The organism is Pseudarthrobacter sp. fls2-241-R2A-168, from assembly GCF_030209335.1.
In the GTDB taxonomy this organism is placed as follows: Bacteria; Actinomycetota; Actinomycetes; order Actinomycetales; family Micrococcaceae; genus Arthrobacter.
In genome coordinates, this window is the sequence record NZ_JARVSG010000003.1 from 19,466 (window position 1) to 35,236 (window position 15,771).

Sequence of the window (15,771 nt, forward strand, 5' to 3'; positions counted from 1 at the left end):
GCACCAGCAAACGGAGCCCGCCTGCCTGGGGGTTCGATCCGCGCTGGCTCGGTGCCGTCCGCGAAGATCTCCGTTACAAGGGAGTGTTTGCATTTGCTGTTCTGAGAACCGGCGTGCCAGACATGCAGCCATGGGACGATCTGCCCGCCGACGTGCATGTGAAGGACATAACCTCCGCTATGTGAGCAGAGGGACAGTCTTGCATCGCATAGGAACAAAAATGTGCCTAATTGTGGACCAATGAAGCCCTGAGTAAAGTGTGAGGAATTCCAACCACACTCAACGGCGAGGTGCCACAAATGTCAGAAAAGTTTAATCCGGATCCCCTATTCTCACCGATTCTGGTAAATGGGAAAACGATTCGTAATCGTTTTGTACTGCCGGCAATGCAACGGAAAACGCGTGATTATGCACCAACACCTGGCATGGCGGAGACCCTGCGGAAGTGCGCCGAAGATGGCGCAGGCCTGATAATCGCCGAAGGGGCTGCCCCCGACCATCCTGCCGCCTACTGGCAGCCAGTGTTTGGCATCATCGGTCAGGAAACCGTTGAGGGCTGGCGTCGCGTTGCGAAGGCCGTAACGGCAACGGGCGCGGTATTTCTCATGCAACTGTGGCATCCCGGCGCTTTGCGGCTAGTGATCGATGGAGTCCCGAATCCTTTTCCGGATCATCCCTCACTAAGCCCCTCTGGCTTAGTCCAGGAGGGCCGCACTAACGGCTTAGCAATGACCAGCCAGGATCTCGAAGACACAAAGGCAGCATATGTGCAGAGCGCCATTATCGCCCAAGAGGTCGGAGCGCACGGCGTCGAGGTACATGGCGCCCACGGATACCTATTGGACCTCTTTCTTTGGCATGAAACGAATAAGCGCGATGATGAATACGGCGGTTTGACATTAGAAGAGCGCGCACGCTTTCCTGAGGAAATTGTAGCTGCCATTCGTGAGGCAACAGGGCCGGACTTCATAATTTCATTCCGATTCTCACAGTGGAAGGAAGTGGATTATGGTGCCAAGATCGCTGATCATCCAGATGACCTCCGCCCATTCATCCAGCGCCTTGAGCGAGCAGGAGTAAACCTGTTCCACGTATCCACACGCCGGTTTGATGCACCGGCATGGCCTGAATTAGACCCAGAGCGCAGCCTGGCTTCATGGGTGAAGACCATGACTGCCGTCCCGGTCATCGCTATCGGCAGTGTCGGCCTAAGTACGGATCTCGCGCAGGACATTTTCGATGATCAGGAACCCGAGCTTCAGGTCGAGCAGGACCTGGCCCGGGTCCGCCGCGGCCTCGCAGCAGGTGATTTCGACTTTATCGGTGTAGGCCGGGCGCAAATAGCGAATACTGACTTCGTTGCTCGAGTTCGTAACAACCAGTTGTCTGATCTCCGGAATTTTCGCAAATATGTCGATCTCAGCGAAGCATATGAATCCTACGTGCACGAAGGCCAGCTCGTGGACCAGTCGAGAAAGACCGTCTGAGGCAGAGCACTTCCGACGGCGAGCATCCTAAGCCGCGGCAACCTTCAATTCGTCATGGGTAACCTCTAAGGCCCGTTGCACGCGCTTCATCGGCATTGACCGGGCTGCCAAGCCATGCGAATACCGGCACCGCCTGGTAGTCGGTCTCCTTAAGGGCTGCCTTCACTGAACCGCCCCCAATGCCTTCCATAAGACCGGCCTTCCAGGGTGGCGCCGTACGCCCGAGTCCAGGGCAGATATAGATAGCAGGGGCTTGGCTGACACAAGCACCGTTTCAAGGACTACCGGTTCTCTGCCGGCCGGCCTTCAGGCTATGGCGACTTCATCGCAACGCAGATCGTGCTGTCATCCCTGATCACCAGTCTTGAGCGACCAAGTCAGTCGGTGGAGCGGGAAAACCTTCCGGACTTGAACCCGGGCATGCTCTCGGGGGAGCCTGCCCAAAACCGCGGAGCCGATTCTTTTGAGGTAGGTCCGGACATCGCAATATTCAGCGGCCTGCTGCCGCACGCCGGATCCCCGGCATCACCAAGGAGTTTTATGTGAACATCTCGACCACAGATCCCAGCACAAGTTCTGAACAACACAAGATCGACGGCTGGCGTGCGACAAGGTTGATTTTTACCCTGATCGTGGCCACGGTGACCTTTCAGCTGACCGCCAGCATGGTCACGCCGGCACTTCCCCAGATGGCCGCCGCCTTCGGTGAGGGGCCGGCCGGTGCGGCACCCCTTCAATCGATGTTCTTTCTCTCCGCCGCAATTGCTGTGCCCGTCTTCGGACGTTGGAGCGACTTCATCGGTCGCCGTGCCGCCATGCTTGCAGCCCTCGGCACCGTTGTTGCCGGCACCATTCTGTGCATAGTGGCTCCGACATTGCCCCTGCTTGTTACGGGAAGAATCCTGCAGGGAGCAGGCGGCGCCATGTTCACCCTGGCCTACATCGTCCTCAACGAAAACCTGAACACCAGAGTCTTTGGGGTATCGCTGGGTATTGTGGCAGCGATCAGCGGTGGAGTCGGCGGTCTGGACGGTTTCGCGGGTGGACTCCTGACCGAAGCCTATGGCTATAAATCAATTTTCGTCGTGGTGCTGGTGGTGGCAGCGATCGCCGCCGTGTGCATCCTAAAGGTTGTCCCTCAGGGTCGGCCCCTGGGCGTGAGCGGCAGGATGGATTGGTGGGGGGCCGGCACGCTCTCCGTGTTCCTGATACTCCTTACAAATTTCGTTTCTGTGGGTTCTTCCGCAGGCTGGACATCTGCGGTCTCACTGGCACTTCTTGTCGGAACAGTGGTCACTTTCGGGGTCTTCTGGGCTGTTGAAAAGAGGCGCAGGCACCCCCTTATCGCCGTGAGCTACCTGCGTTCCCGGCAGTTCTGGCCTGTTGTCGCCACCAGCCTGCTCGCCCTCGCCGGCATGTTCGCCATGCTTAATTTCACCGTGGTGGTTCTTAGCCAAGACCTCCAACATGGCTTCGGACTAAATCCCTCCCTTGCGGCCCTGCTGTTCCTGGCCCCACCAGCTCTGCTAGGCGTTTTCACGGCCCCCCTGGCCGGTTGGATCGCCGACCGCCGCGGGTGGCTCCTAACCCTGCGGCTCGGAGCAGTCTTCAGCCTGGTCTTCGGCATTATCGCAGCGGCTTTCTCCGACAATCTCTATGTGGCTATTTTCGCTGTTGCCGCCCTTGGCATTTCCTACACAGGCTTTCTCTTTACAAGTCTTAACGGACTCTCTGTCGTGTTGTCCCCCAAGGAGGCCCCTGCGGCGCTGCCCGGCCTTACCGGTGCCAGTTTCGGCACTGGTGCCGGTCTCGGCGTCATGCTTGTACAACCATTCGCCGCTCAGGCGGCTACCCTCGGCTATGCTCCCGCATTGTGGGTCTCCGTTGGCATTACAGCCGCAGCCTGCATCGTCTCCTTCTTGGTGGCAGCACCCCGCGGCGAAAAGTTCTGAGGCATTAGCACACTAAGGGCAGCCGCGGGGAAGTTCGGTTCCACCACATTGCAGAAGCGACCAACTGGTCGTTCAGGCCACGTTCTTCAATAACAACTTCGGGCCTGATAAGCCTGGGAAAAGCTGGGCCGTAATCCGGCAGGGTAGTGTGGGCCAGATTGCGCGGTGTTAATTCTCAGCTCAGCCGGAATCTGGGCTCTTCGTGTTTGATGTGAAACAGGTTCCGTGTCTTGAAAGCTGAAGGGCTCGTAGCCCTACTGTGATGGACGTTCTCTACGCATTCATCAAGTCAGGAGCTACGAGCCTTGAGCGAGCCTACTTCCCCGCGCCCCGATGCTGCCACCGCGATTTTCAACCTGCCCGGCTACCGCGTCACCGATACTGAAATCCTCGCTTTCGGGCAGCCGCGGATCCGTGTCGTAGCCACCGCCCAGGCCGGATGCCCGTCCTGCGGCGTCATCAGCAGCCGCGTCCATTCCCCCCGGCCACAACGCCTGCGTGACATCCCCGTCGCCGGGCCGGTCGAAGTGGTCTGGGCCAAGCGGAGATTCTTCTGCGATGAGTACCTGTGCCCGCGCCAGACATTCACCAAGGAAACAACCCAGGTCCCCCGCCGGGCACGGTCCACCCATCGGCTCCGTGAGGCCCTGGTGGCCGCCGTCATCGGATCCGGCAGGGCAGCCGCCGAGGCCGCCGCTTCTTCCGGAGTCTCATGGTGGCTCGTGCAGCGGGCCCTGGACACCGCGGCGCTGACGCTGCCCGATGTCGACGCCCTTACACCGCGGATGCTCGGCATCGATGAACACCGCTACCGGTCCGTGCGGTTCTTCCGCGACCCGGCCACCAACGCCTGGAAACGCTACGAACCGTGGATGACCACCAGCGTCGATCTGGACACCCGACAAGTCCCGGGGATCGTTGACGGCCGCGACAATGCGGGCGTCGGCGACTGGCTCTTCGCCCGTCCGCTTCAGTGGCGCCTGGGCGTGCAGGTCGTTGCCATCGACCCATCCGCCGCATTCCGCAAAGCCTTGCGGATTTGGCTGCCACGCACCGCTGTCCCAGTCGACGCATTTCACCTGGTCAAGCTCGGCAACGACATGCTCACCAAAGTCCGGCAGCGCCTCACCCAGCAGGTTCATGGCCGGCGCGGACGCTCCATCGACCCGGTCTGGACCAACCGGCGACTGCTCCTGCGCGCCGGGGATACACTCTCGGACCGGGCACGGGAAAGGCTCAGCAACGTGTTCGATACCGACCACGCCACCGGGAAGTTGCAGGCCGCCTGGCTGGTCAAGGAACAGCTCCGGGCCCTGCTGACCACCGGGCCCCTCGCCGACGCGGCCGCCGCGAAAGGCCAGCTTCAGGCACTGGTGGTTCAAGCCGCGCAGCCCGAAACCAACCGGCTCTGGCGGACGGTCTGCCGGTGGTGGAAAGAGATCGAAGTGCTCATTGTCACCGGTGCGACAACCGCGAAAGTGGAAGCCAACAACACCGCGATCAAGCACATAAAGAAGACCGGCCGGGGATTCACCAACATACGCAACTACAAAACGCGTATCCTGTTGCGCAGTGCCGCCAGAACAACGGTATGAACATCCTTCACGGCAGAACATTCACCACGAACCGCGAAGAGCCGGAATGTCGATGCCTTCCGCGCTCAAGTTCATTGTTATTGCGACTGGCAACGGGACGATCTGAGGTCAATGGTTTCGTGTCCGGGGGGCAACAGGCGGAAATATCTTAAGTGTTGGATCGGCTCCCCGTATCGCGACTTCTCAGGACAATTCAGAATTGAGCGAACTCCCCCGAGACTCTACGTACCCAGCTTGGTCACGAGCGTGGAGACGGCTTCGCCCCTAATTGCTTGGAGCGAAGCCGTCATTCCGTCCGATTCTATTATTGATGGGCTTATAAAACCTCTGCTGGGATCTGGTCATAGGGAACGGACTTGACGCTTTCCATCACGGACCGGAGGTATTCGGGATTGCGCCCTGTTATCAGCTTCACATGGCCTGAGAGGACTGTCTGGTAGCCCTCGGCTATTGCGACTTCGGCGGTGACCAACTCATCGCTTGCCCACATGTGCCCATCGGCGCTTGGCGGCATGCTTGGGTCGTACGTCCTTGGGATACCAATGGAGTCAAAAAAGGCGAGACGCTGATCAGCCGATATTGGTACGTACTTGATGGGCGTGCCATGGACCTCTGCGCTGATGTCCGCGATTTCTGCAAAGGTCAACAGTTCAGGTCCGGTGATTTCGTAGACAGCACCAAGATGCTTCGCGGGCTCAAGCAGGACCGCGGCAGCGCTGCGGGCGACGTCGGCTTTAGCCGCCGGCGCCAAGCGCCCTTCGGCTGTTGCCTGTGAGATAACACCGCTGGCTACGGCAGGAGCAACCAGGATGTTACTGATGATCTCGGAGTAGAGCGCGTTACGGAGGAATGTGTAGCCTAAGCCGGAAGCCCTGAGGTCCAGTTCACTCTGGTAGTGATCCTTGGCGGAGAGCGCGGGGTTGTTGGGATGTATGCCCCCAACCGATGTGTACACGATGTGGCGGATGCCAGCATGTTTGGCTGCGGCAATTGCGTTTCGCGTTTCGGCTACCCGGCGGCCGAGATTGAGTCCGCTGATGAGGAAGAGGACTTCCCCGCCGGCGTATGCAGCGTTGAGAGAGTCGGGCTCCTGGTAGTCGCCGCGCACCACGCGGATGCCGGGTGTTTTGTGTTTGTGGAGCTTTTCTGGTGTGCGCGACACAAGTGTTAGTTCGATGTCCGGGTCGGCTGCGACAAGGATTTCTGTAACTCTGCGGCCAAGATCCCCTGATGCCCCACTAATGATGATACGGCCCAATTCAAGGCCTCCTTTTTGTGTTTTGTTCCCGGCCTCTTTGGCGGGAAAGGTCTTGCAAATGAACTCGGTGTCAGCCGAACGGTCCCAGATGTCTTCTCCGTATACGTGTCGGACAGAGAGGCCAGCGGTTCGGCCAGGTCTCGGGGTCGATATGCCCCAATGCAGCTGGCGGGTTGATTTGGATACCCTGTGCTCAGCCGATTGGCTTGCTGGCGTGCTTTACTCGGCCCGTTGCTCTATATTCGTGCGGCGGTACCCGTCGGCGCCGTCCATGCCCTGAAGCGCGAGGTTGAGGAAGTTGCCTTGGAGGAAGATCAGGGGTGGGTTGGTGGCGCGTAATTCAAGGGATTCCACGCGTCCGACGACTTGGTAATGGTCGCCGATGAGATCGATTTTGTAGCGGGTGCATTCAAGGGTGACGATGGCATCGTTCAGTAATGGGACTCCGCGGTCCGAGGGGGTCCAGCCGACTTCTTCGAAGCGGTCTTCCGAGCGGCGGGAGAATGCTTTGCAGAGCGCCGTTTGGTCCTGGCCGAGGACATTGACGCCAAAGTGGCTGGCTTCATAAAGGCGGGGCCATGTTTTGGAGGCCTTGTCGACGAAGAAGGCTACCAGAGGGGGTTCCAGCGAGACGGAAGTGAAGGATCCTACGGTCATGCCGACAGGCCCGGATCTGGTGCCGGCGGTGACGACCGCGACGCTGGTTGGGACATGTCCGAGGACGTGTCGGTAAGTTCGCGCCGGGTCTTCAGCCGGTGCTGGGGGGATTGTGGGTGTGGACATTTTGGCCCTGCCTTAGAGGTTGATGGTTGGCTCCAGGCCCATCAGGACCCGGCCGTAGGCTTCCTTGCCGATTTCTGGGGTGACGAAGGCGTGCCGGGCGGCGATTTCGGAGTCGCGCCAGATCTGGTTCAGAACGTTGGCCTCGGCGAACGAGCCGGCACCGTTGGCGGTCATCAGCGCATCGATGGCCTGCCCGATCAGTTCAGCGATGATGCCGGTGTCGTTGCGGATCCGGGCACGGGTGGGCAGGTCAAGCTGTTGGCCGGCGTCTGCTGCCGTATCGATGTCCAGGCACATTCGGTTCAGCAGCAGTTCTGAGATGTGCAGGTTTGTGGCCGCATTGGCGACGGCGAGCTGGTGGGTGGGCGAATTTTTGGCGTTGTCGTACATGCTGTAAGCCACCGGTTTGCCGGGCAGCTTTGCCAAGGTGATTTCCAGCGCGTGCCGGGCTAGGCCGATCTGTGGGGCAACCAGGATGGCGGCTGCAACGGCGTTGAAAGCAACGTTGGCCATCCTGTCGTCTTTGAACGGGGTGAGAAAGTTTGAGCTGAGCATGTTGCTGAGGCGTTGTACACGGTGCTCAGGCACGAAGTGATTCTCGACCACGATCGTATCGCTGCCGGTGCCCTTCATTCCGGCGACGAACCAGGTCGGCTCGATGCTCCACGCCTCGGCCGGGACGAGGGCCAGCGCCATCGGGTCATCACCGTCAAGCAGTACACCAAGCGTTGCCCAATCAGCAGCAAAGGAACCTGAGGAATACGGCCACCTGCCACTGATCAGATAGCCGCCCTCTACCCGCTCACTCTTGCTGCCCGGGCTGAACGTGCCGGCCACCTTCGCCGATGGGTTGCTCCCGAAAACATCCTCCTGGGCCTGCCGGGAAAAGGTCGAGGCGAAACCGGTCCCGACCATCATCAGCGTAGTGACCCACCCGGTGGAACCATCACCGCGGGATATTTCCTTCGTTACCTCCACAGCAGTACGCAGCGAAGCACCCATGCCGCCGTATCGCTTAGGAACCAGCATCCGGAAAATTCCTGCACCTTCCAAGGCCGACACCACCTCCGGAGCCACGCGCCGGGCTTCCGAACCCTGCCCGGCGAATTCCCGGATCAACGGCAGCAATTCAGTGGCACGAGCCACCAACCCAGCATCCGGAACATTGATTTCTGACAATTCGGTGAGCGACGTCGCTGTCATGGTGCCTCTTTCGTAGTGAGATTTTGTTGATGGATGGAGCCCGGGAATTTTGGCGGCGAAACACAATTTTGGCCTGCCCTCCTTTGAGTGCCAGGCCAAGCAGCCAAAGTAACCGGGGCTGGTGTCAAGAATGGGTGCACTTATCGGGGAGGATCGCATTTGAGCCGCTGGCTTGTGCATCGAGGCAGTCGGGCCAGAGATCCTCCGCGGTCCAGTGATCCGGAACAGCAAAGGAAGCGATGCAGCCTTGGGGTGATTCAGACGAGCGGGCTCGGCGATCGGCCAGACGGGTCCCGCTCGCGCTGGACTGGCAGGTGGTTGTCGCTGCTACTCTGCGCCTCATCGCGCTGGCCTTCCGCTTGCTTCAAAGTAATGTTCTGACTGAACCCAGTCTGGTCTCCTGGAACGGATTTAAAACGGGTCAAATGACCCAACCCGCTACGTGTATTGTTTTCTGCATCACAGGAGGGTTATGAGCACCCAAGCAGCAGTTGTTCGACCCCCCGGGGGCCATAACCTGACAAGCTTCATTGGACGACGGCGAGAACTCGCGGAAGCGCGTGAGCTGATGTCACGCTCCCGCCTCCTAACCCTTGTCGGCCCCGGCGGCGTCGGCAAGACCCGCCTGGCCGCGGAGCTGTCCTCCCGGACACGGAAGGCCTTTCGAGACGGTGTGTGGTCCGTTGAACTCGCGGCTTTGGATGACAACGCCTTGGTCGGTTCGCAGATCGCCGCCGCCCTCCGACTCCCCGACCAGTCCAACCGCTCTCCAATGGAGAGGATTTCGGACTACGTCCAAGAACGACAGCTGCTCCTGGTTCTGGACAACTGCGAACATCTTCTGGATGCAGTGTCAGCGCTGGCAGCCAAGCTGTTGGATTTCGCACCAGAACTGCGTGTCATTACAACGAGCAGGGAACCCTTGGGGATCTTAGGCGAGCAGGTTTACCAGGTGCCGCCCCTCAGTACCCCCGCTGTGTCAAACGGATATGCGGGCGCGGTTGAGGCCTTCGAATCTGTTCGGTTGTTGGTTGATCGCGCCAAAAGCGTGGACGCCGGATTCGAAATCACTGACGGCAACCGGCTCTCCGTAGCCCAGCTATGCCAAATGCTCGACGGAATCCCGCTCGCAATCGAACTTGCTGCCGCGCGGCTGCGCTCCGTTTCAGTTGCTCAGCTTGTCGAACGGTTGGACAGGCGCTTCGATATCCTCACGGGCGGAAGCCGGGCAGCAATTCCTCGTCAGCAAACACTGAGGGCGCTCATCGATTGGAGCTATGAACTCTGCACGCAAGACGAGCAGCTTTTGTGGGCCAGGCTTGCAGTCTTTCCGACCAGCTTCGACGTCAAGGCCGTGGAGGAGGTTTGCGGTTTTGGCCAGATCAACAAACGGGACGTTCTCGACCTGTTGGACCATCTCGTCGCGAAGTCCCTAGTAGTTGCCGAAAACGTCATTGACGGACCGATTAGTGGTGATCAGAGCAGAAGGTACCGCCAGCTGATGACCTTCCGGGAGTACGGTGCAGAACTGCTTGAAGGCATCGGAGAGTCTCCTGAGTTGCGTCGCCGCCAGCGGGACCACTACCTCGGCGAGGCGTCCCAAACGGTAGCGCTCTGGTGTGGACCGGAACAAGCAAACCGCCTCGCCGCTGCGCGGCGCGATCATACGAATATCCTCTCAGCGCTGGAATGGTCAGCAACCACGCCAGGAGAGGAACTAGCAGGGATGAATCTTGCGGCTCTACTTAGGTACCACTGGATTGCCGGCCGCAACCTCAGCGATGGCCGCCGATGGCTCGACCGAATGCTCGGCCTGGACATGCACCGCACACCAGAACGTGGGACCGCACTGTGGGTGGCCGCCTGGGTAGCCCTGCTTCAAGGCGACCGTGAACCGGCGCAACAATATCTTACGGAGTGCCGCAGCATCGCCGACGATCTGGACGATCAGGTGTTGGCTGCTCATGTTGACCATTGGGAAGCCCTCAGCGAAGTCTTCAAAGGCCGACTTGAGCACGCTATTGAACTCTTTGGTAGAGCTGCGGCTATCCATCGCCGGGAGGAGGACCTCGCATCGGAACTTACCGCGCTTTTCCTTCTGGCCTGGACGCAAATGTACGACGGCCAGATGGAGGAGGCCCTCGCAACGTGCCGGCAGGTTCTCGCTGAAAGCGGCCAACAAGGTGAGCGCTGGAGCCAAGCTTACGGGCACGCTGTCATGGGACTTTGCCAATGGCATTTGGGCCAACTCGATGAAGCCCGCCAATCCCAGATCGCCGCGCTGGAAATTCAACGCGACTTCCATGATGGGCTCTGCGTTGCACTAACCATCGAGCAGATGTCATGGACCGCCGCCTCGAACAGGTGCTATGAATCCGCAGCAATTCTTTTTCAGGCGGCACAGTCGGTATGGAAAGGAATTGGCACCACGATTTCTGCATTTGGTCCCCTTGAAACCGACTTTGAGCAGACTGCGGCCCAAGTACGGAACGAACTCGGGGAAGCCCGGTACCTCTCAATCATCGACGGCTGGCCCGCACTATCAATAGATCAGACCGTGGAGCTGGCGCTGAAGTCGGCGCACGCCGCATATGTTTCACGGCAGACAGAAACCTCCGCGGGTCACAAAAATTCTGCAGCCCACCGCACAGCCAAATCGGTGCTTGTGGATCCTTACAGCCAGTACGGCGGCCCGCACCTTACCGAACGGGAAGCGCAGGTTGCTGCCCTCGTTGCCCAAGGGCGGAGCAATAAAGAAATAGCCGCTGAGCTAGTGCTCTCGCACAGGACAGTCGGTCGACACATCGAGCGGATACTGGCCAAATTGGGCTTCACCTCACGCACCCAAATCGCGTCCTGGGTCGCCAGCCAGACCAAGGCGGGGTAAACAATCCTGCCCGCGTGGACACCCACGGCCTGACCGTTGCAGTCCTTGGGCCAGCTAACCACTTTCCTCGATGTGCGATCCCAGCTATGGGTACGCCACCAGGTACGGACGGCCCCACCCCGCATCAGAGAAGTCCACGCCCAGCGCGCCGACCAGTTCAGCGGCCGGCCGCGTCCTCGCGGACATCACCAACCCGATGAACTTCGAAACCTCCGACTCCCTCACCGTCCCGGCGGATTCCTCCGCAGCCGCCGAAAATCGCCGCTGCCTTTCCGACTCCAAGGTCCTGAAAGCCTTCAACACCCACCTGGGCCCGACCCTCGCCGCCGGTGTTATTGGCGCCCGGCCCACCACCGTGCTGATCGCAGGCTAGGACACCGGCCAAAACCCAGCTCGCCGGCATCATCACCCGGGCGGCCTGCAGGCCGCAGACGCCGGAACCCTGCACCGCGCCCGAGAACTCGAAGCACTCGGTTTCCTCCGATCACCCTCGGCGCCACCGAAAAGGTCGACTGGACTGGCGGCTTCGCCGTCGTCAGCTACAGTCCCGCTCCCCTCGTCCTGAATAAGGAAAACGCCGGTCTCCACGCAGAAGCCGGCGTTCACCTTCCCACCCTAAACCCGTGCTCGAGGCCGTGCTGAGCGCGGCTGCAGAGACCCGTCGCACCTCTGGACGTGATCGATAGTTCACCCCGAGATACCGGCAAATCCTCTCCCCGCTCTCGCCGGCTGCTGCCACCCCTTTGAACGACGAGCGATACCTGGCTAGGAAGTCACTTGAAGACAATAGGAGCATCGGTTGAATGGGACGGGCCCATTGAGCTAAATCGGTTCATCATGGCCCATTCAGGGATTGGGCTGGCGCGACCGTAACCTCCTGACCGCTGTAATGGATGACGCTCGGTGGAGCTGCACAGTGAGCCATCAGTACTCTGCCCAGTTCGTCGGCTTGATGAGTGCCAGGAAAAGCGTTTGTATGGTCTTCAATCCTTTCCCAACCCACCCGAAGCAAATAGGCAGCTGGCGTGTCGACACTTTCGAACAGTTCAACGGAAAGGCATCCTTCTGCCTCCAGCAGCAAATGCCTGACCGCTGCAAAATCCATGAGGAACTCGGTTTCGGTTTCTGCATTTATCCGGAGATCAGCGTGTTCGTAGATCATCAGGTCCCCTCATCAACTCAAGCATCTGCCAGCAGGTGTGTGAAGATCCGGCCCGCATTTCAAGGCCTCTTTTCCCGAGTTCGGCGCAACGACTGCCTCGCCGCCACACTTCCCTGACCAGGTCCCGGCAGTGGGGTTTTCATTTGATTGTTGGCAGAGCGCCCCGGTGTAGTTTCAGCGGGGACGCTCTGTCCTCTCACAACTCTGCAGTTACCGCGGCTTTGGCCCCTTCTTGATTCGTGTCCCTGTATCCACGGGGCGCGAACAGTGCGAGGAGACTGATCAACCCGATAGCCATGACTAAAGCCGACACATATACCGGGTCATTTCCACCGCGGGCTGCCAGCAGGGCGGTGGCAGCGAGAGGTACGAGACCGCCACCCAGAGTCGAGGACAATTGGTAGGCCAGGGATGCGCCGGTGTAGCGGGATTCGGCACCGAACATTTCAGCGATGTATGCAGCGGTGGGCCCGTAAACCATGGCTTGGAGCACGGGGTTGCCAACCAGGAATGCCAGGAAGAGCAGCAGGAGGTTATCTGAGGCGACCATCAACCAGATGGGGTGAATCATGAGTGTCATGCCGATCACCCCGGCGGCCATGACCTTGCGACGGCCGATCCTGTCAGAGAGGGCTGCGAACATCGGGATCGTGAATACATGGATCACCTGGGTCGCGAGGCTGATCCATAGGACCTCGGAGCGGCTGTGGCCTGAAGCGATGGCATACGGCACGGCGAAGGTAGCGAGCAGGGACTGGACAACGAAGGCCATGATAGTTGCCAGGCAAGCGATGATGACGGCGCGCGGATACTTGGTGACCACCTCGAGGATCGGGTTTCGTCGGCGCGCGGAAGACGAGGCTGTCTGGCGCTGAGCTTCGAGGAAGACCGGTGATTCGGCGACCTTGAGGCGAACGAACAGTCCGATGGCGACAAGGGCGGCGCTGAGGAGGAACGGCACCCGCCAGCCCCAGCTCATGAACGCTTCGTCGGGCATCATGCTGCACAGGCTGAACACGGCAGTTGCCAAGGCGGCGCCCGCGGGGCCACCCATGTTGGCGAAACTGGCCGAAAAGCCTCGGCGTTCCCGCGTTGAATGCTCCATGGCCATCAGTGCTGCTCCGCCCCATTCGCCACCGACGGCTATACCTTGGATGACGCGCAGGATGATCAGCAGCAGGGGTGCCAGCTGACCTATTGCCGCCTGGGTCGGGATCAGCCCAATGCAGAAGCTCGCACCGCCCATCAAGAGCATCGTCAGGACGAGCATCTTCTTTCGTCCGAGGCGGTCCCCGAAGGGGCCGAAGATCAGCCCGCCCAGCGGCCTGGCCAGATATCCAACGGCCAACGTCGCGAAGGATGCGATCATCCCCATTGCCGGAGACAGGTTTGCGAAGTAGAGAGGGGCGAACACCACGCTGGCGGCCAGGCCGTAGAGCAGGAAATCGTAGAATTCGATTGCGCTTCCCATAAAACTCGAAAAGAGTACCGATTTCATTCGGCCGCTGGTGGGCGTGTTGACTGACATTAAGACTCCTGAATTTGATGTCGCTGCATCGCAGGACTGATGCGATGCCTTATTGATCTCGAACTTTCATTGAAAAACTTAGGGACCGCTTCCATATCGAACTAGCCGCTCTTCAGCCACTCACCGACGCGATTTGGAGGGCATTGGATCCGGCAGTTATGTCTGCAGGTTCCAGAAGGAGACTCCTTTGAAGGCCAGGGCGAAGTCGCTGTGACAGATATCGCTCGGCGCTCATTCTGGCCTTGTCCCGACTATGGCTCCGCACGTGCGCGCGAGCGGTCTCGAGTCAGTAGGCCATGAGTAGGATTTGGTCCCGGTTGTAATCCAATCCTGGATGTACTTCGCTCAGGTGTGTACGTACCGAGCTGACGAGCTCGTCATCGTCGGCGCCTTCCAGCAGAGAGCCGCACGGGCAGGAAACATAGCGGCGTCTTTGGGCGGTCACGGTACTGCCACCTCTCGGGCCGCGGAGTCGAATCCCGAAGCGACTCCGAGGGCGACATCCCATGCGAGGGGTTGGCGGAGCTTCGCACGCAATTGCACAAACTCCTGACGCCGTTCGAAGGCCAGCACACCGGTGACGAGATCACCCTTGCGGAAGAGAAACAGCTCGCCGCCCTCGTTCCGGTTGGATACCACCTGCTCGTCTCCCAGCCGATGACCGGCCCACTGAACTCTTTGACCGTGCTGATCCGACCAGAAGAAGGGCACGTTGACGAATGGAATGAGCGGCTCATCCTTGAGGTACTTCACGGCATTCAGCCCGGCTCCACGCCCCTGCTCCGCTGCGGTGGTCCAGTGCTCGATGCGCATTGTGGCGTTGAATCGGGCGTTGGGCCAGCAGACGGCGTCGCCTGCAGCGAACACACCGTCAACGGTATGGAGATACTCATCGGCAGTGATGCCGTTATCCAGCGGGATTCCCGAGGAATCCAGCCAGGAAACGGCTGGCCGCACCCCGACTCCCACGACGATCACATCGGCTGCGACCTCGCGGCCATCGCTGAGCTGCAAGAACCGGCTGCCTTCCCGTTCGATCGTCCCAGTCGCTCCCACGCCGAAAAACGTTGTGACTCCCTTGTAGCGGTGAAGCTCTTCGTAGACACCGGAGACTTCTTCGCCGAAACGGATCAAGGGGTGCACAGACAAGTCGATGAGCGAGACTTCACGGCCGTCGCTGATCAACGTCGAAGCGAACTCGCCACCGATGAAGCCGGCGCCGACGATGGCCACGGAGCGCTGACGATCTTCGACGGCTTGGCGAAGCGCCACCGAATCGTCGAACCGGCGCAACACGTACACGTCCTGCTGGTCCCGGAACATCGGGGGCACTATCGGTTCGCAACCAGTCGTGATGATAGCGGCCCGGTAGCTGACCTGGCCGGTATCAGTGGTGATGACCCGGCGCGCCGGATCAATGGCCGTGGCACGTTCTCCCAGGCGGTAATGGACGCCCTTCTCCCGCAGTTCACGGGCGACAGGGTAGACGAGCGATTCGATATCGACGTGATCCTTCAAGGGAATCTTTGACAACGGCGGCAGCTCATAGGGCAGGTGCACCTCATCACTGATGATGGTGACGTCCAGTTCCGGGGCCTGGCGAACAACGGTTTCGGCAGCACGCAGTGCTGCCGTTGATCCGCCTATGATGACAACGTCCGTAGCGGTCTGGGGCATAGCCGTACTTCCTAACTGGATTCTGAGAGTTGAGAGTGGGTGTTCATGTCCGCGTGATCGCCCCCATCGGGCAGCAGTGGATGACTTCTTCGAGGTCATCCCCGCGCTCCTCCTCGACCTCGGCACGCAGCTGTTCGAGCCTGCCGGCCTGGTCGATCCGGAACAGGTCGGGCATCAAGGCAGCGCAGGTGCCATTGGCATCGCAACGTTGCAGGTCCACGTTGACTTTGATCATGGAA

At 59.9% G+C, this 15,771-nt stretch carries 12 protein-coding genes; 5 read left to right on the forward strand and 7 right to left on the reverse strand.

Annotated features, from left to right (window positions below; translation table 11 throughout):
• Positions 1-299 precede the first annotated feature (299 nt).
• From QRN11_RS00770 to QRN11_RS00780, 3 genes are all read left to right on the forward strand, one after another.
• Complete coding sequence (locus tag QRN11_RS00770) at positions 300-1,487, forward strand: oxidoreductase (protein ID WP_285249469.1); 1,188 nt, start codon at positions 300-302, stop codon at positions 1,485-1,487.
• A 542-nt stretch (positions 1,488-2,029) separates the two neighbouring features.
• A complete protein-coding gene (locus tag QRN11_RS00775) occupies positions 2,030-3,439 on the forward strand; it encodes an MFS transporter (RefSeq protein WP_285249470.1) in 1,410 nt (469 codons plus the stop codon).
• Between the two features lie 305 nt (positions 3,440-3,744).
• Entirely contained in the window at positions 3,745-5,034 is a 1,290-nt protein-coding gene (locus QRN11_RS00780; RefSeq protein ID WP_285249471.1) for an ISL3 family transposase, read from the forward strand.
• Between the two features lie 316 nt (positions 5,035-5,350).
• Here the strand turns inward: QRN11_RS00780 and QRN11_RS00785 are convergent, their stop codons facing one another.
• The 3 genes from QRN11_RS00785 to QRN11_RS00795 form a co-directional block, all read right to left on the reverse strand.
• On the reverse strand, positions 5,351-6,292 hold the full coding sequence (locus QRN11_RS00785; protein ID WP_285249472.1) for an SDR family oxidoreductase: 942 nt from the start codon (positions 6,290-6,292) through the stop codon (positions 5,351-5,353).
• A 219-nt stretch (positions 6,293-6,511) separates the two neighbouring features.
• Positions 6,512-7,075 (reverse strand): flavin reductase family protein, encoded by a 564-nt coding sequence (locus tag QRN11_RS00790; RefSeq protein WP_285249473.1) that lies wholly within the window; start codon positions 7,073-7,075, stop codon positions 6,512-6,514.
• Between the two features lie 12 nt (positions 7,076-7,087).
• Positions 7,088-8,458 (reverse strand): acyl-CoA dehydrogenase family protein, encoded by a 1,371-nt coding sequence (locus QRN11_RS00795; RefSeq protein ID WP_285249474.1) that lies wholly within the window; start codon positions 8,456-8,458, stop codon positions 7,088-7,090.
• Between the two features lie 388 nt (positions 8,459-8,846).
• Between QRN11_RS00795 and QRN11_RS00800 the strand changes: the two genes are divergently transcribed.
• Both QRN11_RS00800 and QRN11_RS00805 read left to right on the forward strand, forming a co-directional pair.
• On the forward strand, positions 8,847-11,165 hold the full coding sequence (locus tag QRN11_RS00800; protein ID WP_285249475.1) for an ATP-binding protein: 2,319 nt from the start codon (positions 8,847-8,849) through the stop codon (positions 11,163-11,165).
• 70 nt (positions 11,166-11,235) lie between these two features.
• Entirely contained in the window at positions 11,236-11,538 is a 303-nt protein-coding gene (locus tag QRN11_RS00805; protein WP_285249476.1) for an NAD(P)-binding domain-containing protein, read from the forward strand.
• 462 nt (positions 11,539-12,000) lie between these two features.
• Here the strand turns inward: QRN11_RS00805 and QRN11_RS00810 are convergent, their stop codons facing one another.
• The 4 genes from QRN11_RS00810 to QRN11_RS00825 all read right to left on the reverse strand — a co-directional run bounded on the left by QRN11_RS00810 (position 12,001) and on the right by QRN11_RS00825 (position 15,767).
• Entirely contained in the window at positions 12,001-12,327 is a 327-nt protein-coding gene (locus tag QRN11_RS00810) for an antibiotic biosynthesis monooxygenase family protein (RefSeq protein ID WP_285249477.1), read from the reverse strand.
• Positions 12,328-12,523: 196 nt separating this feature from the next.
• The gene (locus QRN11_RS00815; protein WP_285249478.1) at positions 12,524-13,855 is read right to left on the reverse strand and encodes an MFS transporter; all 1,332 of its coding nucleotides are present in this window, start codon (positions 13,853-13,855) and stop codon (positions 12,524-12,526) included.
• A gap of 441 nt (positions 13,856-14,296) precedes the next feature.
• Positions 14,297-15,532: an NAD(P)/FAD-dependent oxidoreductase gene (locus tag QRN11_RS00820; RefSeq protein WP_285249479.1), complete on the reverse strand. Its 1,236-nt coding sequence runs from the start codon at positions 15,530-15,532 to the stop codon at positions 14,297-14,299.
• Between the two features lie 43 nt (positions 15,533-15,575).
• Positions 15,576-15,767, reverse strand: a complete 192-nt coding sequence (locus QRN11_RS00825; RefSeq protein ID WP_285249480.1) for a ferredoxin — start codon at positions 15,765-15,767, stop codon at positions 15,576-15,578.
• Positions 15,768-15,771 lie beyond the last annotated feature (4 nt).